Annotated in this window: 20 protein-coding genes; 13 read left to right on the forward strand and 7 right to left on the reverse strand. The window is 65.5% G+C overall.

Annotated elements, in window-relative coordinates; all coding sequences use genetic code 11:
* Positions 1-71 precede the first annotated feature (71 nt).
* Positions 72-683, reverse strand: a complete 612-nt coding sequence (locus ACPS74_RS09675; RefSeq protein ID WP_029648162.1) for a thiamine phosphate synthase — start codon at positions 681-683, stop codon at positions 72-74.
* Complete coding sequence (gene argH, locus ACPS74_RS09680) at positions 680-2,065, reverse strand: argininosuccinate lyase (protein ID WP_029648161.1); 1,386 nt, start codon at positions 2,063-2,065, stop codon at positions 680-682. The genes ACPS74_RS09675 and argH overlap by 4 nt, the downstream gene beginning before the upstream one ends.
* A 24-nt stretch (positions 2,066-2,089) precedes the next feature.
* On the opposite strand from argH, the gene tlpA reads away from it, so the two are divergent.
* The 3 genes from tlpA (at position 2,090) to ACPS74_RS09695 (ending at position 4,634) form a co-directional block, all read left to right on the forward strand.
* Positions 2,090-2,818: a thiol:disulfide interchange protein TlpA gene (tlpA, locus tag ACPS74_RS09685; protein WP_029648160.1), complete on the forward strand. Its 729-nt coding sequence runs from the start codon at positions 2,090-2,092 to the stop codon at positions 2,816-2,818.
* Between the two features lie 93 nt (positions 2,819-2,911).
* Entirely contained in the window at positions 2,912-3,346 is a 435-nt protein-coding gene (locus ACPS74_RS09690; protein ID WP_018406311.1) for a GlcG/HbpS family heme-binding protein, read from the forward strand.
* 802 nt (positions 3,347-4,148) lie between these two features.
* Positions 4,149-4,634, forward strand: coding sequence for a peroxiredoxin (locus tag ACPS74_RS09695; protein ID WP_029649405.1), 486 nt, complete (start codon positions 4,149-4,151; stop codon positions 4,632-4,634).
* A 38-nt stretch (positions 4,635-4,672) separates the two neighbouring features.
* On the opposite strand, the gene ACPS74_RS09700 is transcribed toward ACPS74_RS09695, so the two are convergent.
* A complete protein-coding gene (locus ACPS74_RS09700) occupies positions 4,673-5,878 on the reverse strand; it encodes a phosphoglycerate kinase (protein ID WP_029649407.1) in 1,206 nt (401 codons plus the stop codon).
* A gap of 72 nt (positions 5,879-5,950) precedes the next feature.
* Positions 5,951-6,958, reverse strand: coding sequence for a type I glyceraldehyde-3-phosphate dehydrogenase (gene gap / locus ACPS74_RS09705; protein ID WP_029649410.1), 1,008 nt, complete (start codon positions 6,956-6,958; stop codon positions 5,951-5,953).
* Positions 6,959-7,162: 204 nt separating this feature from the next.
* Here gap and ACPS74_RS09710 point away from each other — a divergent pair, with 204 nt between their 5' ends.
* On the forward strand, positions 7,163-7,507 hold the full coding sequence (locus tag ACPS74_RS09710; protein ID WP_239753707.1) for a DUF4164 family protein: 345 nt from the start codon (positions 7,163-7,165) through the stop codon (positions 7,505-7,507).
* 1 nt (position 7,508) lies between these two features.
* The gene (locus tag ACPS74_RS09715) at positions 7,509-7,892 is read left to right on the forward strand and encodes a cell division protein ZapA (protein ID WP_029649414.1); all 384 of its coding nucleotides are present in this window, start codon (positions 7,509-7,511) and stop codon (positions 7,890-7,892) included.
* Here ACPS74_RS09715 and ACPS74_RS09720 read toward each other — a convergent pair.
* Positions 7,889-8,542, reverse strand: coding sequence for a glutathione S-transferase family protein (locus tag ACPS74_RS09720; RefSeq protein WP_029649416.1), 654 nt, complete (start codon positions 8,540-8,542; stop codon positions 7,889-7,891). The two genes, ACPS74_RS09715 and ACPS74_RS09720, sit on opposite strands and share 4 nt — an antisense overlap.
* A gap of 88 nt (positions 8,543-8,630) precedes the next feature.
* The gene (locus ACPS74_RS09725) at positions 8,631-9,227 is read right to left on the reverse strand and encodes a hypothetical protein (protein ID WP_029649418.1); all 597 of its coding nucleotides are present in this window, start codon (positions 9,225-9,227) and stop codon (positions 8,631-8,633) included.
* Between the two features lie 310 nt (positions 9,228-9,537).
* Between ACPS74_RS09725 and ACPS74_RS09730 the strand changes: the two genes are divergently transcribed.
* The 7 genes from ACPS74_RS09730 (at position 9,538) to ispG (ending at position 15,578) form a co-directional block, all read left to right on the forward strand.
* Positions 9,538-10,596 carry an FAD-dependent oxidoreductase gene (locus ACPS74_RS09730; protein ID WP_029649420.1) on the forward strand — a complete coding sequence of 353 codons (1,059 nt, stop codon included), beginning with the start codon at positions 9,538-9,540 and terminating at the stop codon, positions 10,594-10,596.
* Positions 10,571-10,714, forward strand: coding sequence for a sulfur carrier protein ThiS (gene thiS / locus ACPS74_RS09735; protein WP_332310760.1), 144 nt, complete (start codon positions 10,571-10,573; stop codon positions 10,712-10,714). Before ACPS74_RS09730 ends, thiS begins: the two co-directional genes overlap by 26 nt.
* Before the next feature lie 9 nt (positions 10,715-10,723).
* The gene (locus tag ACPS74_RS09740) at positions 10,724-11,515 is read left to right on the forward strand and encodes a thiazole synthase (RefSeq protein ID WP_029649424.1); all 792 of its coding nucleotides are present in this window, start codon (positions 10,724-10,726) and stop codon (positions 11,513-11,515) included.
* Positions 11,516-11,518: 3 nt separating this feature from the next.
* Positions 11,519-12,889, forward strand: coding sequence for a thiamine phosphate synthase (locus ACPS74_RS09745; protein WP_029649426.1), 1,371 nt, complete (start codon positions 11,519-11,521; stop codon positions 12,887-12,889).
* Positions 12,886-13,737 (forward strand): SDR family oxidoreductase, encoded by an 852-nt coding sequence (locus ACPS74_RS09750; protein ID WP_029649428.1) that lies wholly within the window; start codon positions 12,886-12,888, stop codon positions 13,735-13,737. Before ACPS74_RS09745 ends, ACPS74_RS09750 begins: the two co-directional genes overlap by 4 nt.
* A gap of 47 nt (positions 13,738-13,784) precedes the next feature.
* Positions 13,785-14,198, forward strand: a complete 414-nt coding sequence (locus ACPS74_RS09755; protein WP_029649430.1) for a VOC family protein — start codon at positions 13,785-13,787, stop codon at positions 14,196-14,198.
* Between the two features lie 81 nt (positions 14,199-14,279).
* Positions 14,280-15,578 (forward strand): flavodoxin-dependent (E)-4-hydroxy-3-methylbut-2-enyl-diphosphate synthase, encoded by a 1,299-nt coding sequence (ispG, locus tag ACPS74_RS09760; protein WP_029649432.1) that lies wholly within the window; start codon positions 14,280-14,282, stop codon positions 15,576-15,578.
* 115 nt (positions 15,579-15,693) lie between these two features.
* Here ispG and ACPS74_RS09765 read toward each other — a convergent pair whose 3' ends face one another.
* Entirely contained in the window at positions 15,694-16,512 is an 819-nt protein-coding gene (locus tag ACPS74_RS09765) for a uracil-DNA glycosylase (RefSeq protein WP_244471410.1), read from the reverse strand.
* Between the two features lie 166 nt (positions 16,513-16,678).
* Here ACPS74_RS09765 and ACPS74_RS09770 point away from each other — a divergent pair, with 166 nt between their 5' ends.
* On the forward strand, positions 16,679-17,602 hold the full coding sequence (locus ACPS74_RS09770; protein ID WP_162231966.1) for a response regulator: 924 nt from the start codon (positions 16,679-16,681) through the stop codon (positions 17,600-17,602).
* Positions 17,603-17,609: the final 7 nt, after the last annotated feature.

The raw sequence follows: 17,609 nt of genomic DNA on the forward strand, positions 1-17,609 counted from the left end.
TCCTGGATTGCTTGGGCGCTTTGCGCCTCGCAATGACGCGTCCCTTTCCGGATGATGGGGACGGCTTTGAGTCATGCGCCTGCTCCCTTAAGCCTCGCCTGCGCCTCAGCCACCGCCGCCGCCGGACCGCGCGCGTCGCTCCAGACGGCGTCGTCGAGCCGCACGAAGTCGGCGCCCGCCTGAACCAGCGGCGCGACGTCGTCGAGCGATTCCGCGCGAGCGACGCAGGGCGTGTTGAAAAGCTCCGCCCACCAGCCGACGCGCTCAATGAGCGCGTCGCGGTCAAAATCCGAAAACATTACATAGTCGGCGCTCAACTCGCCCGCGCGCATGGCGTCGTCGCGCGTCTCGATATCTCCGGCGCCGACGATGTAGCGGGGCGACAATTTCTTGATGGCGTCGGCGAGATCTTCGCCGCAGCCGGCGACATGGACGCCGTCGGCGCCGGCGCGCAGCGCGACATTGGGCGCCGCCTGGACAAGGACCGCGACGCCTTTATCCTGCGCCCCGGGCGCCAGAGCGCGCACGATCGCTTCCTGGCCGCGTTCGTCGGCATCGGCGAAACGAATGAGCAGGCTTGCGACGTCGCCCGCCGCCAGCGCCTCATTGAGCGCGGGCGCAAAAGCCGCCGCGTCGGCAAGCGGCGGGGTCGCGAGATAGAGTCGCGGTGAAATGTCGTTCATTTGTCCTTCAATCTGTCGAGCCAGACTTGCGCGGCGGCGCGCACATTGTCGGGCGCCGTGCCGCCGAAGCTTTTGCGGCTTTGCACCGACTTCTCGACGCCGAGCACGTCGCACACATCGGCGCTGATGCGTGGTTCGACGCTCTGCATGTCCTCAAGCGTCAAATCCTCAAGACCCACGCCGCGCGCTTCGGCGAGCGCGACGATGCGGCCGGTGACGTGGTGCGCTTCGCGAAATGGAAGCGACAGCGCCCGCACGAGCCAGTCGGCGAGGTCGGTCGCGGTCGCATAGCCCGCGCCCGCCGCCGCCTTCATCCGCGCGCGGTCGATGCGCATGTCGCGGACCATGCCGGCGATGGCGGCGATGCAGAGCGATAAGGTGTCGAGCGCGTCGAAGGCGCCTTCCTTATCCTCCTGCATGTCCTTCGAATAGGCGAGCGGCAGGCCCTTCATGACGACGAGCAGCGCGACAAGCGCGCCGATGACGCGGCCCGATTTGCCGCGCGCGAGCTCGGCGGCGTCGGGATTGCGCTTTTGCGGCATGATCGACGAGCCGGTAGTGAATTTATCGGACAGCGCGATGAAGCCGAATTGCGGCGTCGTCCAAAGCACGATCTCTTCGGCGAAGCGCGACAGATGCGTGGCGCAGATCGCCGCCGCGCTCAGCGTCTCCAGAACGAAGTCGCGATCGGAGACGCTGTCGAGCGAATTCGCCGTCGGCCGATCGAAGCCGAGCGCGCGCGCCGTCATCGCGCGGTCGATCGGAAAGCTCGTCCCGGCCAGCGCCGCTGCGCCGAGCGGACATTCGTTGAGCCGCGCGCGCGCGTCGCGAAGACGTCCGCGATCACGGGCGATCATTTCGACATAGGCGAGGAGATGATGGCCGAGCGTCACGGGCTGCGCCGATTGCAGATGCGTGAAGCCGGGCATGACGCTTGCCGCCTCTTCCCGCGCGCGGGTCGCAAGCGCGAGCTGCAGATCGGCAAGTTCGGCATCGAGCGCGTCGATCTGATCGCGAATGTAGAGGCGGAAATCGGTCGCCACCTGATCGTTGCGAGAGCGGGCCGTGTGCAGCCGCCCCGCCGCCGGGCCGATCAACTCGGCAAGACGCGACTCGACGTTCATGTGAATGTCTTCGAGCGCGCGCGAAAAATGGAAGCGCTCGTTCTCGATTTCCGCTTTGACTCGCTCCAATCCATCGGCGATCTTCGCCGCGTCGTCGCGCGACACGATCCCCGTTTCGCCGAGCATGGCGACATGGGCGAGCGAGCCGCGGACGTCCTGGAGGCCGAGGCGCTTGTCGAAGTCGATCGAGACGTTGATCGCCTCCAGAACCGCGTCGGTTGCGCTTTTGAAGCGGCCGCCCCATATCTTGCTCGTCATTTTTAACCTCGGAGCCCACGCCTCATGGCCAAACCGCCACCGCCCCCGCGATCTTTCCTACTTGTCGTGAAGGCGGCCTCGATAACCATCGCGGCAAGCGTGGCGTTTCTATACGTGATCGGCAGCATGGGCGGCAAGAAACCGCCTGAACGCGCCGTGGATGAAGGCGCTCCCGCAGGCACGGCCGATCAGAGCGCCGCTCCGGCGCCCGACGTTAGCGCGGCCTGCGCGACGTCGGCCAAGATCGCCGCCGCTCTCAAAGATCTCGCGAAAGGCGAGGTCGCGGCGATGATCATCGCGCCGAAGCCGGAGCCGATGCCGGACTACGCATTTGACGGGCCCGACGGCGCCCCGGTTTCGCTCGCCTCTTTCAAGGGCAAGACGACGCTCCTCAATATTTGGGCGACCTGGTGCGTGCCCTGCCGCGCCGAGATGCCGGCGCTCGACAGGCTGCAAGAGGCATTCGCCGGACAGAACTTTCAAGTCGTCGCCGTCAATGTTGATACGACCCGCCTTGAAAGGGCGAAGGCGTTTCTCGCTGAGACCGGCGTCAAGTCGCTGACCTATTATGGCGATCCAAAGGCCAACATCTTCTATGAGATGAAGCAGTCAGGCAAAGCCCTGGGTCTCCCCACCACGGCGCTGATCGGCGCTGACGGCTGCCAGATCGGGCTGATGAATGGTCCCGCCGCCTGGGACAGCGCGGACGCCAAGGCGCTGATTTCCCGCGCGCTCGAGACGCCTTCGAATTAATCGCGCAGCCGCCATCCCTCGGGTCGCGACCACTCTAATTTCGCGATCGACGACCCCAGAGGCCGCTGTTTTTAAAAAAAAGGAGATCGGCGAATGCATGTTTCGATTGAACAGGCGGACAAAGCGATCGCCGCGGCGCGCCGCAAGGCCATCGAGCTCGGCACTCAGATGTGCATCGCCGTCGTGGATTCCGGCGGCGTTTTAAAGGCGTTCGAGCGGATGGACGACGCCTGGGTCGGCAGCATCGACATTGCGATGAAAAAGGCGAAGACGGCCGTCTTCTTCGGCATGCCGACCGGACAGATCGGCAAGCTGTCGCAACCGGGCGGACCGCTCTACGGCATCGAGCACTCGAATGACGGGCTCATCACCTTTCCCGGCGGACTCCCCATCGTCGACGCCGACGGCGTGATGATCGGCGCCATCGGCGTCAGCGGTTCGGCCGTGGAGAATGATCATGCGGTCGCGCAGGCGGGCGTCGACACGCTCGGCGTTTGCGACCTTCCCGAGCATCCCTGGCGGACCTAAGCCGCGCTCCTAGAGCAGGTTCCAAAAAAGTTGACAGACTTTTCGATGAGAACCTGCTCCAACACTGATTGAGCGATTCCTTATCGATCACATGATTCCATGTGATCGGGAAGCGCTCTAGCGAGGCTTTTTCTTCGGTTTTTTCCGCTTCGCGCCGGGCGCCGTCGTTGCGCTCGGCGTCGCCCTCTGCTCAACCGGCGTCGCAACTGGCGCAGGCGGCGGGGCCGATGGGGCGGCCTCCTGCGGTGAAGACGGCGCAGCCGATTCAGGCGGCGGCGTGGCCTCCCCTTCGGGCGCCGGGGCGCCTGGCGCGCCGCTCTCTTCGACGGGCTGCGCATCGGGAGCGGCCGGAGGCGGCGACCGCGAGGCGGCGAACCACCATGTCGCGGCGGCGAGCGTTAAAATCGCGAGCGCCACCAGGAAGGCGATCCCTCCCCCTCCCCCGCCGGAGCGTCGTGGCGGCGGCGGATCGGATGCGGGTCGCGGCGGCGGCGTTTGCACGCTCCTCTTTGTGAGGACCGGCGCGCGTCGAGCTGGTGAATCAGACGAATCAGGAGACACGGCGCGATACTGGCTCCACACCCATGCGGAAGGCGGGGTCTCGCCGCCGCCTCCATTCGAAGAATCCGACATTAGCCCGTCCTCCAGAGGCGAATCGTCTGCGCTGGCGACTTGCGCATGTTGCCTCGCCTCGGCGAAGCTCACAAGTGCGCTGCAAGCAAGTCGCGCCGCGCACGCGACACAAAGCCGGGAAGCGCGCTATCTAGTCTGGGCCTTACCCTAAATCAGAGAGAGATCGTGCATGACCATTAAAGCTGGAGACCGACTCCCCGACGTGAAGCTGACCGTCATGGGCAAGAATGGACCGGAGCCGGTCGCCACGAAGGACTATTTTGCGGGACGCAGGGTGGCGCTCTTCAGCGTTCCCGGCGCCTATACGCCGACCTGCCACAAGAAACATCTGCCCGGCTTCATCGCCAAGGCGGATGAAATCAAATCAAAAGGCGTGGACGCGGTGGCGGTCACGGCGGTCAATGACATTTTCGCGCTCGACGCCTGGGTGAAGGAGTCGGGCGGCGGCGACAAGATCGACGCGCTCGCCGACGGTTCGGCGGCCTTCGCCAAAGCGCTTGGACTCGAACTCGATCTCACCGCGCCCGGACTTGGCGTGCGCGGCAAGCGCTATTCGGCGCTGATCGACGACGGCGTCGTGAAATGGATCAATGTCGAGGAGAATTCGAGCGAAGCGACGGTTTCGACGGCCGAAGCGACGCTCGCCCATCTCTAGGCGCTCCTCCTAAGAACGCCGACCAAGCAGTCGCCGTTTCAGCGCTGTGAAGATTGCATGAGCGCCGCGACGCCCGGCAGCGTCTTTCCTTCTAGCCATTCGAGAAAGGCGCCGCCGGCCGTCGACACATAGGAAAATTCCTGCGCGACATGCGCCTGGTTGAGCGCCGCCACGGTGTCGCCGCCGCCGGCGATCGACAGCAGCCTGCCCTCGACGGTGAGCCGCGCCGCGGTCTGCGCGACGGCGTTGGTGCCTTCGTCGAAGGGCGGCAGTTCGAACGCGCCGAACGGGCCGTTCCACACCAGCGTCTTGCAATTGGCGAGCAGCGACTCGATATGGGCGATCGATTTCGGCCCGACGTCGAGGATCATGTCGTTTTCGCCGACATGATCGACCGAAACGATATGCGACGGCGCATGCGCCTCGAATTTTTGCGCGACAATGGCGTCCATCGGCAGCACGACGTCGCAGCCGGCTTTCTCTGCTTTGACGAGGATTTCCCGCGCGGCCCCGGCGAGATCATGTTCGCACAGCGATTTGCCGACAGCCTTTCCCTGCGCCGCAAGGAAAGTGTTCGCCATGCCGCCGCCGATGACGAGATATTCGACCTTTGCGACGAGATTGCCCAGGAGTTCGAGCTTCGTCGACACTTTCGCGCCGCCGACGATCGCCATGACCGGCCGCTGCGGATTGGCGAGCGCCGATTCGAGCGCTTCGAGTTCCGCCTGCATGGCGCGGCCGGCGTAAGCGGGCAGTCTGTGCGCTATTCCTTCGGTCGAGGCGTGCGCGCGATGCGCAGCCGAAAAGGCGTCGCTGACGAAGATATCGCCGCTCTTGGCGAGCGCGTCGATGAAGTCGTCGGCGTTCTTTTCTTCGCCCTTGTGGAAGCGCGTGTTCTCAAGCAAGGCGACGTCGCCGTCCTTGAGCACGTCGACGATGGTCGCCGCAGCGTCGCCCACGCAGTCGTCGGCGAAGGCGATCTTGCGTTTGAGAACATGTTCGAGCGTCGGGATGACCTGGCGCAGCGACTCCGCATCGACGCGCTGGCCCTTCGGCCGGCCAAAATGCGAAAGCAGAATGACCCTGCCGCCTTTTTCCACGATCTCGTTGATCGTCGGCAGCGCACGCTCGATGCGCGTCGCGTCGGTGACGCGCCCATCCTCCATCGGCACATTGAGATCGACGCGCAGCAACACGCGCTTTCCTTTGACGTCGACGTCGTCGAGAGTATGGAAAGCGGCCATGTCAGCGTCCAATCGCGGCTTGAAAAGGCAAACGCGGACCCGAAGGTCCGCGCCGGCGTGGTGGGACGATGCTTACAGAAGCTTGCCGATCACGGTCGCGACATCGGTCATGCGGCCGGAGAAGCCCCATTCATTGTCGTACCAGGACAGGATCGACACGAGATTGCCGTCGAGGACCTTGGTCTGGTCGAGATGGAAGCAGGACGAGAGTGGATTGTGGTTGAAGTCGATCGATACGAGCTTTTCGTCCGTGTAGCCGAGCACGCCCTTGAGCGGGCCGTCGGCGGCGGCCTTGATCGCGGCGTGCACCTCGTCCTTCGTCGTCGCCCGCTTGGCGACAAACTTCAGATCGACCGCAGAGACGTTGGGCGTCGGCACGCGAATGGCGTAGCCGTCGAGCTTGCCGTTCAGCTCCGGCAGCACGAGTCCGACGGCCTTCGCCGCGCCCGTCGAGGTCGGGATCATCGACAGCGCCGCCGCGCGAGCGCGGTAGAGATCCTTATGCATCGTGTCGAGCGTCGGCTGATCGCCGGTATAGGAGTGGATCGTCGTCATGATCCCCTTCTCGATGCCGATCGCCTCGTGCAGCACCTTGGCGACCGGCGCGAGACAGTTCGTCGTGCAGGACGCGTTGGAGATCACGAGATGATCCTTGGTGATCTTGTCGTGATTGACGCCGTAGACGACCGTAATGTCGGCGCCTTCGGCGGGCGCTGAAACCAATACGCGCTTCGCGCCCGCGTCGAGCAGCAATTTGGCCTTGTCGCGCGCGGTGAAAAGCCCGGTGCATTCCAGCGCGATGTCGATCTTGAGGTCCTTGTAGGGAAGCTCGGCCGGATTTTTGATGGCGGTCACCTGGATGGGGCCGCGGCCGACGTCGATCGTGTTTCCGGCGACTTTCACCTCATGCGGGAAGCGGCCGTGCACTGAATCATATCGCAACAGATGCGCATTGGTCTCGACCGGGCCGAGATCGTTGATGGCGACGACTTCGAGGTCCGTGCGTCCGGTCTCGATGATATAGCGCAGGATGTTGCGGCCGATGCGCCCGAATCCGTTGATCGCCACTCTCACGGTCATTTGGAAAATCTCCTTGCGCCGCCGGAACTCCGCGGCCCTCGCCATCGAGCCTGTGGGCTCTGGAGGCGAGCGTGTGATAGCACCTCGCGCCCCCCTGTCAACGCGCCGAGGTCGCGCCAATTGGCGCGGTTTCGATTTGCGCGATTCATGCTAGGAACAGGCTGGCAAGCGAATCGTTCGGCGCGGTCGCCGGGCCGCAAAGCCATGCACATTCTGCGACCGGCGATGAACCAATCAGATAAGCGCGACGAAGAAAACGCCAAGAGGCTCGAGGCCGCCGTCGCAGAGCTGCAGGCGGCGCTCGCTCAGCTGGAGCGCACTGTCGCCGCAAAGCTCGAAGACGAGCTGTCCAGCGCCGAACTCGAAGAAGAACTCGCCGTCATGCAAGACGATCGGTCGCGCCTCGCCCTCGATCTCGACGCCGCGCTTGCGCGGCAGAACACCCTGGAGAAGAGCCGCGACGAGGTGCTGCGAAGGCTCGAAGCCGCCAGCGAAGGCGTCGCCGCGGCGCTCGGCGCGGCGGGCGTCGCCTCGACCCAAGAGGATTGACATGGCCGCCGTCGTCGTCGCCATCGCCGGTCGCACCTATCGCATGTCTTGTGAGGCGGGCGAGGAGCAGCGGATCGAAGAACTCGCGCGTTACGTGGAAAGCAAGATCGAGTCGATGCGCGAAAGCTTCGGCGAAATCGGCGAGCAGCGCATTATCGTGATGGCCGCGCTCGCAATCGCCGACGAGGCGACGGACGCACGCGCCAAAGCGCAGGCGACGGAAGCCGAGTTCGCTGCGCTGCGCGCCGAACTCGACGCCGCGCGCAAGGCGAACGATGCGGCGTCGGCGCTCGCCGCCAAGGCGCTAGGCGACGCGACGCGTCGGATCGTGAAGCTCAATGGCGAACTGTCGCCGCCGGCCGCGTCGCCGGACGATGGTCTCTAGGTCCTGGATGCTGCGGCGGTGAAAACCGCCAGTTGAGCCTCGAAAGCACGCTTATATGCGGGCCGCGCTTCGCCGCGGGCGACATAGTCGGAGAGGTTCGGATATTGGTCCAGGAGACCCGACGCTTTCAACCTGAGCAGCACCGACACCATCATCAGGTCGCCGGCGCTGAATGGACCATCGAGCCATTCGGCGTCGCCAAGGCGAAGGGAAAGTTCACTCAGCCGTCTACGGACGCGTTCCTCGACGAGAGGCAGACGCTGCTCGTACCAGGCCTCGTCGCGCTCCAGAAGCTTTGCGAACGCAAGATCAATGATTGGCGGCTCGATCGTGCTGAGCGCCGCAAACATCCATGTGATCGCGCGCGCCCTGGCGTTCGCATCGTCTGGCAGCAGGCCAGCATGGCGCTCCGCGATGTGGAACACGATCGCCCCCGACTCGAATAGGGCGAGATCGCCTTCTTCAAAGGTCGGAATCTGCCCGAAAGGATGAAGCGCGAGATGCGGGGGCTCCTTCATCGCTTCGAATGAAAGAAGCCGAACGTCGTAGGCTAGGCCAACTTCTTCGAGCGCCCAGCGAACGCGCATGTCGCGCGCCAGTCCCTTGCCGCCATCGGGCGACCGTTCAAAGGCGGTAATGGTGGGGGTCATTGGAAAGCTCGCCGGACAGCCGCCACTCTCCTCGACTCATCGACGGCGCCGTCGGTCAATGAGCCTGACCCCCATCGCCCGCTTGAGATTACTTGGTCACGCCCCAATCTTCGAAACTCGGGTCGCGCTTGGCTTTTTCGAGATTGTCCGCCTGTTCCGACAATTGATAATTTTGGTTTTGCGCCGCCATGGCCTCGGCGCCATCCTTCATAATCGCGATCTTCATCTGCTCTGTGGCGAGGCGGTTGAGCTCATTGATCCACTGATTGAGCGCGAGCAGCAAGTTGCGTTTGCGCGCTTGTTGAATGTCATGCGACGAATCATTGTTCTCCGACAGCGCGAGTTCTTCTTGAGTTTCGGCGGTCATCGCATCGAGCTTTTTGACCTTCTCCTCCGCCGCGGCGACCTTGTCCGGAGCGTCCGCCTTCGCTTTTTCAAGCGCCGCTTCGGCTTCAGCGCGCGCCTTCTTGAGATTGTCGAGGCCGTTCCGCAGCCATTTCGACTGAATCTTCAGGAGCGAGTCGCGCGGAACCCCGCTGAGGCTCAGCGAATTCGGAATGGGAAAAATTTCGCCGAGCTGCGCCGCGTCAGCCGGCGCCGCTGAAATCGCGCAGGCGAGCAGGCCACAGAGCACGGCGCCGGCCAACGTCCTGGGGACGCTGGCCGTTTTGCTGATGAATCTCATGATTTTCTCCCGGTATGCTGCGCTTTTTTAGCGCGCTTTTCTTTGCGCAAACTGAGCCATCGGTTGACATCTGGCAAGTCCCGGCGCCTGCGGGCGAATAAAGGAGCCGGGCGCGGCGCTTGACTGCCTCTGCGCTTCGCGCCAGCCTATGTCCGCCGGGGGAGCCCGCCCGGCGGCGCGTCAATCACGCCGCCACAGGGCTGAGAGGCCGCATGACGCGCGAAACGCGGGGGCGGCGACCCTTCGAACCTGATCCAGTTGAGACTGGCGGAGGGATGGTGTCAGCGAGATTTCCCAAAAGGCCGCGCTCATGCTCGCGCGCGTGATCGGCGCCGGCGTCGCCGGACTCTGCGCCGCCTATGCGCTCGCGCGAAAAGGCGTGGAGGTGGAGATCGTCGAGCGCGAGTCTGCGCCGGGCCTCGGCTGCTCGCGTTTCGCCGGCGGCATGATCGCGCCCTGGTGCGAACTGGAAAGCGCCGAGCCCCTGGTCGCCACGCTCGGCGAAGAGGCGCTCGACTTCTGGTCGCGCGAGCTTGGAATCGCGACAATCGCCGGCAGTCTTGTCGTGGCGCCCGCCCGCGAGCGCGCCGAACTCGCCGACTTCGCCCGGCGCACGCGCAATTTCGATTCGCTGGACGCAAAGGATATCGCGGCGCTAGAGCCAGATCTCGCCGGCCGCTTCGACGCAGCGTTGTTTTTTCGACAAGAAGCGCATCTCGATCCCGGCGCGGCGCTCCGTGCGTTGACCGGGCGCCTCGCGCAAACGCCGAATGTGATGCTGCATGTTCAGCAGGACGCCGCTGCACTGGCGACGATCCCCGATTGGATCATCGACTGCCGCGGCTTTGCGGCGCGCGACGCGCTTCCCGGCCTGCGCGGCGTGAAGGGCGAAATGCTGATTCTGCGCAGCGACGAAATTTCCCTGGCGCGTCCGGTGCGCATGCTGCATCCGCGCCGGCCAGTTTATGTCGTTCCGCGCGGCGAGGGGCTGTTCATGGTCGGCGCCACCATGATCGAAAATGAGGAGCGCGCGCGGGTCACCGCGCGGTCGGTCGTCGAACTCGTCAACTCCGCCTTTGCGGTCCACCCGGCCTTCGCCGAGGCCGAAATTGTCGAGACCGGCTCGGACCTCCGTCCCGCCTTCGCCAACAATCTGCCCCGTCTTTTGAAGCGGGGTCACACACTCTATATCAATGGACTATACCGCCACGGGTTCCTGCTTGCGCCGGCGCTGGCGCGCCGCGCGGCTGAGGTCGTCGTAAACGACGCGTATTTCCCAGAGGTGATGGATGCTGATTCAGATCAACGGGCGGCCGCAGGATGTGAGCGCGACGACGTTGCAAATGTTGCTGGACGAACTGGGGTATGATGAAAAGACCGTCGGCACCGCTTTGAACCAGGAATTCGTGCGCGCCAGGGACCGCGCCGAGACGCGGCTTCGTGAAGGCGACGCCGTCGAGATCGTGACGCCGAGACAGGGCGGGTGAGCGAGTGTGATGCATAATGACCCGGTGACGCTTTACGACGTCGCGCTGTCCTCGCGGCTGCTGCTCGGCACCGCCCGCTATCCCTCGCCGGCGATCCTGGCGGAAGCAATTCGCGCGTCGGGCTGCGAGATCGTCACCGTCTCGCTGAGGCGCGAAGCCGGCGGGGCGCGCGCGGGCGAGGCCTTCTGGAGCCTGATTCGCGACGTCGGCGTGCGCGTGCTCCCCAACACCGCCGGCTGCCGCACCGCCAAAGAGGCGATCGCAACCGCGCAAATGGCGCGGGAAGTCTTCGCGACCGACTGGATCAAGCTCGAAGTGATCGGCGAAGAGGACACGCTACAGCCTGACGTCTTCGGGCTGGTCGAGGCGGCGCGCGCGCTCTCGGACGACGGCTTCAAGGTTTTTCCCTACACGACCGACGATCTCGTCGTGGCGGAAAAACTGCTCGACGCCGGCTGCCGCGTCCTGATGCCCTGGGCGTCGCCGATCGGCTCCGGGCGGGGGGTCAATGATGCTTTCGCCTTGCGGGCGCTGCGTGCGCATTTTCCCGACACCCCGCTCATCGTCGACGCCGGGCTTGGCGCGCCGTCCCACGCCGCGCTGGTGATGGAGATGGGCTACGACGCCGTGCTGCTCAACACCGCCGTTTCCCGCGCCGGCGACCCCGTCTTGATGGCGCGGGCCTTCGCCCTCGCGATCGAAGCCGGCCGCGCCGGCTTTCGCGCGCAGCCGATGACCCCGCGCGATATGGCGGAACCTTCGACGCCGATCATCGGCCGTCCCTTCGACAGACTGGCGTAGCGGGTGGCGGCGCTGAGGCTCGATCCGTTCTATCTCATCGTCGACGACGCCGACTGGCTTTCCCGCCTGCTGCCCCAAGGGGTTAAGCTCGTGCAGCTGCGGGTGAAGGATCGCGCTGAGCCTGACCTCCGCGCGCAGATCGCGACCGCGCGGGGGGTGTGCGCGCGACATGGCGCGCAGCTCGTCGTCAACGACTACTGGCGGCTCGCGATCGAGGAAGGCTGCGACTTCGTCCATCTCGGACAGAGCGATCTCGACGCGGCGGACATCCCGGCGCTGCGCCGCGCCGGCGTCAGGATCGGCGTTTCGACGCATGACCAGACCGAACTTGACCGGGCGCTGTCCGTGGGCGCTGATTATGTCGCGCTCGGCCCGATCTATCCCACGCTGCTGAAACAAATGGCCTTTGCGCCGCAGGGCCTCGCCCGGCTGGGCGCCTGGAAGGCGCAGATCGGCGAGACGCCTCTTGTCGCCATCGGCGGACTGACCCCCGAACGCGCCATCGCCGCGCTTGCCGCGGGGGCGGACAGCGCCTGCGTCGTCACCGACATTTTGCGCAGCGCCGATCCGGAGGCGCGCGCGCGGGACTGGCTGTCGGCGACGCAACCCTGGCGTGAGCGCGAGGGCTTTTTCGAGCCCGACCACCTTGGCGCGAGCGTGTGCCCCTCGCCTAATCACGGCGAGCGCCTGCGGCCGATCTCGTCGCTGGTGCTTCATTACACGGGAATGCCGACGGGCGAATCGGCTCTCGCCCTGCTCTGCAGCCTCCGCTCTCAGGTCTCGGCGCATTATGTCGTCGAGGAGGACGGCCGCGTGCTGCAGCTCGTGCCGGAGTCGCGGCGCTCCTGGCATGCCGGGATAAGCTTCTGGGCCGGCGAGACGGACATGAACTCCGCCTCAATCGGAATCGAAATCGTTCATCCCGGCCACGACGATCCGAGACACTATCCGGCGGTCCAGATCGAGGCGACGGCGGCGCTCGCCAAGGACATTTGCCGGCGCCATGCGATACCGCCCGAACGCGTGCTGGCGCATTCCGACATTGCCCCTGGCCGCAAACGGGACCCCGGCGAGTTCTTTCCCTGGGAGGCGCTTGCCCGCCTCGGCGTCGGGCGGGTCGCCGATGAGAATCTCGGCGCCGGCGCGACGACGGTCTCGCTCGGCGACGCGGGCGCCAAGGTTGCCTCGCTTCAGCGCGACCTCGCCGCCTACGGCTATCGCGTCGAGCAAACTGGCGTCTATGACGCCCAGACCGTTCTGGCGGTCGAGGCGTTCCAGCGCCACTTCCGCCGCGCGCAGGTCGACGGCCGGGCCGACGGCGAAACGCGCGTGGCGCTCGCGAACCTCCTCGCGACATTGGGAGAACGCGTATGAAGGCCGTCGTCGTGACGGGCGCCTCGACCGGGATCGGCGCGGCCTGCGTCAGCCTATTGGTCGAGAAGGGGTTTCTGGTGTTCGCATCGGTTCGCAAGGACTCTGACGCCGCCGCGCTCACAGCTCGACATGGCGCGTCCGTCATTCCGCTTCTCTTCGACGTGACCGACGCCGAATCCATCGCGGCCGCCGCGCGCCACGTTGAGGCGCGCCTCGATGGCGAAACGCTCGCGGGCCTCGTCAATAACGCCGGCGTCGCCGTCTCCGGCCCGCTGCTGCATCTGCCGATCGACGACTTTCGGCGCCAGATCGAGGTCAATCTGATCGCCCAGCTTCGAATCATCCAGGCATTTGCGCCCCTGCTCGGCGCTGGCGCGCAGCGGCGCGGCGCGCCCGGCCGCGTCGTCAATATGAGTTCGGTCGCCGGGCGCTTCGCTGCGCCTTTTCTCGGCGCCTACGCCACCTCGAAATTCGGGTTCGAGGGCATGTCGGACGCGCTGCGGCGCGAGCTGATGGTCTATGGGGTCGACGTCGTCCTGATCGAGCCGGGGATGATCGCGACGCCGATCTGGGACAAGGCCGAAGAGACCAATCTCGCTCTGTTCGAGGGCACGGCCTATGCCGCCCCAGGCCGGAGGATGCTGAAATGGCTTATCGAGGCAGGCCGCCGCGCGCCCGGTCCCGAGGTCGTCGCACGCGCCGTGTTGCGGGCGCTGACGGCGCCGCGCCCGCCCATCCGCATCCCGGTCGTAAAAAATCGCTTTACGGACTACACGCTGCGCAGCCTATTGCCGACGCGGCTCGTCGACTGGCTGACGGCGCGCCGGCTCGGCCTGCTGCCGAAATAGGCAGTCGCTTTGGAACGGATCGATGTTGAGCTGAAAGAGGAGGGGCTATGTCCAACGCCAATGATCGCGGCGCGGCACCGAAGCACGGGGCGGTCTGCTGGAACGAGCTCAACGTCCACGACGTCGAGCGGGCGAAGAAGTTCTACAGCCAAACTCTCGGCTGGAGCTTCGAGGGAATGCCTATGGGCGGCGTCACATACTGGATCATCAGTTCGCAGGGCGCGCGGGTCGGCGGCATGTTCGAGATGAAGGGCCCGGAGTTCGAGGGCGTTCCAGAACATTGGCTGACCTATATCGGCGTCGATGACGTGGACGCCCGCCTGGCGAAGGCCAAGGCCGCCGGCGCGACGATCTGCAAGGACGCCTTCGAGATCCCCGGCGTCGGCCGCATGGCGGTGCTGCAACAGCCGGGCGGCGCCTTCGTCGCCTGGATGACGCCTGCCCCCCAGCCAAACGGCTAATGGACACGGCGCCCGACGCTTGACCTTGCGGCCGTTACGGGCGACCTATCGGCGTCCGCAACGACCGCCGAAACGACGTCCATGAACGAAGCTGCATCAGAGACCCGTCTGCCCGACCCGGTCGTCGCCGAACCGGCGCCCCGCCGGCGCACATGCGCGGTGGCTGTTGGCGCTGGCCCCGCCGCCGTGATCGTCGGCGGCGGCGCGCCCGTCGTCGTCCAGTCCATGACCAACACCGACACCGCGGACGTCGAGTCGACCGTCACGCAGGTTCTGGCGCTGGCGCAGCAGGGCTCGGAACTGGTGCGCATCACTGTCGACCGCGACGAGGCGGCGGCGGCCGTGCCGCATATTTTCGAGAAGCTCGCGCAGAAGGGATGCCACGTCCCGCTCGTCGGCGATTTCCATTACATCGGCCACAAGCTGCTCGCCGATCATCCCGCCTGCGGCGAGGCGCTCGCCAAATACCGCATCAATCCGGGCAATGTCGGGTTCAAGGAAAAGAAGGACAAGCAGTTCGCCTCGATCGTCGAACTTGCCGCCAAGCACGGCAAGGCCGTCCGCATCGGCGCCAATTGGGGCTCGCTCGATCAGGAGCTGCTCACCTATCTGATGGACGTCAACGCCGCTTCCGACCGGCCGCTCGACGCGCGCGCGGTGACCCGCGAGGCGCTGGTCCGCTCGGCGCTGATGTCGGCGCGCCGCGCCGAGGAGATCGGCCTGCCGAAAAACCGCATCGTCATTTCCGCCAAAGTCTCGGCGGTGCAGGACCTCATCGCCGTCTATCGCATGCTGGCGGCGCGCAGCGACTATGCGCTGCATCTTGGCCTCACCGAGGCCGGCATGGGCTCGAAGGGCGTCGTCGCGTCATCGGCCGCGCTCGGCGTGCTGCTGCAGGACGGCATCGGCGACACGATCCGCGTGTCGTTGACGCCGGAGCCCGGCGGCGACCGCGCGCTCGAAGTGCGCGTCGCCCAGGAAATTCTGCAGACCATGGGCTTTCGCACCTTCGTGCCGCTCGTCGCGGCCTGCCCCGGGTGCGGGCGCACCACTTCGACCGTGTTTCAGGAACTCGCGCGCGACATCCAGGCGCATATCCGCGAGCGGATGGCCGCTTGGCGCGCGCAATATCCAGGCGTCGAGACGCTCAATGTGGCGGTGATGGGCTGTATCGTGAACGGTCCCGGCGAGTCGAAACACGCCGACATCGGCATTTCGCTGCCCGGCACGGGGGAGACTCCCGCCGCGCCCGTCTTCATCGACGGCAAGAAGGCGATGACGCTGCGCGGCGAGGGCATCGCCGAGGAGTTCACCCGCATCGTCGACGATTACATCGTGCGCCGCTTTGGCGGCGGCGCGAAGGGCGAAGCGGCGGAGTAAGATACGCCGTCGTCTCTCGCGCGCGTCATGGCCGGGCTTGTCCCGGCCATCCACGCAAAGACGCGCGATGACGACGTGGATGCCCGCGACAAGCGCGGGCATGACGCGCGAAATGTCAAAGCTGCGCGCCGTTTGACGCCGATTCCAGCGCCGCCGCGACCCGTCGCAGATCGCGCCAGGCGGCGGGCTTCAACGCCGCGCTTTTCAGCATCGCCTCGAGACTGGAAAAGACGAAGGCGCGCGCGACATGCGCGCCGCAGCGCGCTTCAAACGCCTTGCCGCGCAGCTTTCCCACTGGCTCGTTCGTCGTGAGCATGATCCGCGCCGGCGCTTCGCCAAAAATCAGCAGAATGTCCGGCCGCGCCAATTCGACCCGGCGTCGCGCGAATGGCGCGAAGATCGCCGCTTCATGCGGGGATAGCGCGCGATCGCCAGGCGGGCGCCAGGGCGAGACATAGGCGAGAGAGGCGCTGGAGCGATCGAAGCCGATCGCCGCCAGCATATTGTCGAGGAGTTTCGCCGAAAGCCCGCTGAACGCCTCGCCGCTTGTTTCTTCCGTCACGCCCGGCGCGGCGTCGAAGGCGATGAGACGCGCTGCAGGCGCGCCGGCGCCGAACAGAAAATGCTGCGCCATGTCGCGAAAGGGCGCGTGCGGAAAATCGGCGAGACGCGCGGCGAGTTCGTCAAGATCGCGCGCGCTGGACGCCTCCTGCTCCGCGGCGCGAATGGCTTCATCCGGCGCGGCGATCGGGGCCGCGGCGCGGCGCGGGCGTTCGTCATCCTGTGGCTGTAACGGGATCGTCGGCGCTCTTGTGTCCGTCGCCTGGGGACGCTGCGCAACCGCCGTGCGCGCGCTGTCCGCATAGCGGTCATGCGGCGCCTCGTCGAGCGCGAGATCGACGCCGCTTTGAACGTACCAGTCGAGCAAGGCCATGAGGGCGTTAGCATTTTCCGGAACGTCGGCGCGCATGACATTGAGACTAAACGAAGCTGGCGCGAGATCAACCGGAGCGGTGTGGAGCCGCACATTTTACAGCGGCGATTCGCGCGATCTATATTGCGCTAAATCAAAGCACTCTCTCGACGAGACAGATCGGCCGATGCTCGAGACCATCGCGATTGCCGAAGACGAACAGGACTTGCGTGACCTGCTCGCCGAGTTTCTATCGACGAACGGCTATCGCGTTCTCGCGGCGCCGAGCGCTGCGGAATTCCGCGCCATGGTGGAGTTCGAGGCGATCGATCTCGCCATTCTTGACATCAACATGCCGGGCGAAGACGGGTTGTCGCTTGCAAGATGGCTGAATGCGCGCGGCTCGACAGGCATCATCTTCGCAACAGCGGTCAATTCGGCGATCGACCGCATCGTCGGGCTCGAATCGGGTGCCGACGACTATGTCACCAAGCCGTATCACATGCGCGAAATGCTGGCGCGTATCCGCGGCCTGCTGCGGCGGAGAAAGATGGCGCGCGCCGCCCTCGCCGGCAAAAGGCTGGCGGCGATCGCGTCGATCGACGTCGTCGGCTACACGCGCTTGATTCAATACGACGAGCATAACGGATTGGCGCTCATCGATCGGTTTTTTCGTGACGTCGTCACGCAATCGCTTCCTCGCCGCTCCGGAAGTCTCTTCAAGATGCTCGGCGACGGCGCGCTGATCGATTTCGCCAGCGTGCACAACGCGATCGAATGGGCCGTAGAATGCCAGACGGAAACGCGCGCCTATGCGACCGCGCATGGGCACGCGCAAACGCTGCAGTTGCGCATTGGCGTGGCGGTGGGCGACGTGATCGTTCGGAACGGAGACCGCTTCGGCGAAGTCGTGGCGCTCGCCGCACGCATACAGGAAGCCGCGCCGGCCGGTTCGGTGATGATTTCGGATGTGGCGCACGCGATGACGCGCGGCAATATACGCAAGGACTTCGTGGCGCGGCGGCACGCGCTCAAAAACATCGCCGAGCCGATGCAATTGTGGCTGCACGAGACCTCCAGCGCGGCGCTCACTGAGCGCGCGCCTAATTGAGAGAGCG

The organism is Methylocystis sp. SB2 (assembly GCF_049817085.1).
Lineage (GTDB): Bacteria > Pseudomonadota > Alphaproteobacteria > Rhizobiales > Beijerinckiaceae > Methylocystis > Methylocystis rosea.

Bases quoted from the DNA above. Each gene is read 5' to 3' on its own strand.
- ACPS74_RS09675 (WP_029648162.1), bottom strand. From the start codon at position 683: ATGAACGACATTTCACCGCGACTCTATCTCGCGACCCCGCCGCTTGCC.
- argH (WP_029648161.1), bottom strand. From the start codon at position 2,065: ATGACGAGCAAGATATGGGGCGGCCGCTTCAAAAGCGCAACCGACGCG.
- tlpA (WP_029648160.1), top strand. From the start codon at position 2,090: ATGGCCAAACCGCCACCGCCCCCGCGATCTTTCCTACTTGTCGTGAAG.
- ACPS74_RS09690 (WP_018406311.1), top strand. From the start codon at position 2,912: ATGCATGTTTCGATTGAACAGGCGGACAAAGCGATCGCCGCGGCGCGC.
- ACPS74_RS09695 (WP_029649405.1), top strand. From the start codon at position 4,149: ATGACCATTAAAGCTGGAGACCGACTCCCCGACGTGAAGCTGACCGTC.
- ACPS74_RS09700 (WP_029649407.1), bottom strand. From the start codon at position 5,878: ATGGCCGCTTTCCATACTCTCGACGACGTCGACGTCAAAGGAAAGCGC.
- gap (WP_029649410.1), bottom strand. From the start codon at position 6,958: ATGACCGTGAGAGTGGCGATCAACGGATTCGGGCGCATCGGCCGCAAC.
- ACPS74_RS09710 (WP_239753707.1), top strand. From the start codon at position 7,163: ATGCACATTCTGCGACCGGCGATGAACCAATCAGATAAGCGCGACGAA.
- ACPS74_RS09715 (WP_029649414.1), top strand. From the start codon at position 7,509: ATGGCCGCCGTCGTCGTCGCCATCGCCGGTCGCACCTATCGCATGTCT.
- ACPS74_RS09720 (WP_029649416.1), bottom strand. From the start codon at position 8,542: ATGACCCCCACCATTACCGCCTTTGAACGGTCGCCCGATGGCGGCAAG.
- ACPS74_RS09725 (WP_029649418.1), bottom strand. From the start codon at position 9,227: ATGAGATTCATCAGCAAAACGGCCAGCGTCCCCAGGACGTTGGCCGGC.
- ACPS74_RS09730 (WP_029649420.1), top strand. From the start codon at position 9,538: ATGCTCGCGCGCGTGATCGGCGCCGGCGTCGCCGGACTCTGCGCCGCC.
- thiS (WP_332310760.1), top strand. From the start codon at position 10,571: ATGTTGCTGGACGAACTGGGGTATGATGAAAAGACCGTCGGCACCGCT.
- ACPS74_RS09740 (WP_029649424.1), top strand. From the start codon at position 10,724: ATGCATAATGACCCGGTGACGCTTTACGACGTCGCGCTGTCCTCGCGG.
- ACPS74_RS09750 (WP_029649428.1), top strand. From the start codon at position 12,886: ATGAAGGCCGTCGTCGTGACGGGCGCCTCGACCGGGATCGGCGCGGCC.
- ACPS74_RS09755 (WP_029649430.1), top strand. From the start codon at position 13,785: ATGTCCAACGCCAATGATCGCGGCGCGGCACCGAAGCACGGGGCGGTC.
- ispG (WP_029649432.1), top strand. From the start codon at position 14,280: ATGAACGAAGCTGCATCAGAGACCCGTCTGCCCGACCCGGTCGTCGCC.
- ACPS74_RS09765 (WP_244471410.1), bottom strand. From the start codon at position 16,512: ATGGCCTTGCTCGACTGGTACGTTCAAAGCGGCGTCGATCTCGCGCTC.
- ACPS74_RS09770 (WP_162231966.1), top strand. From the start codon at position 16,679: ATGCTCGAGACCATCGCGATTGCCGAAGACGAACAGGACTTGCGTGAC.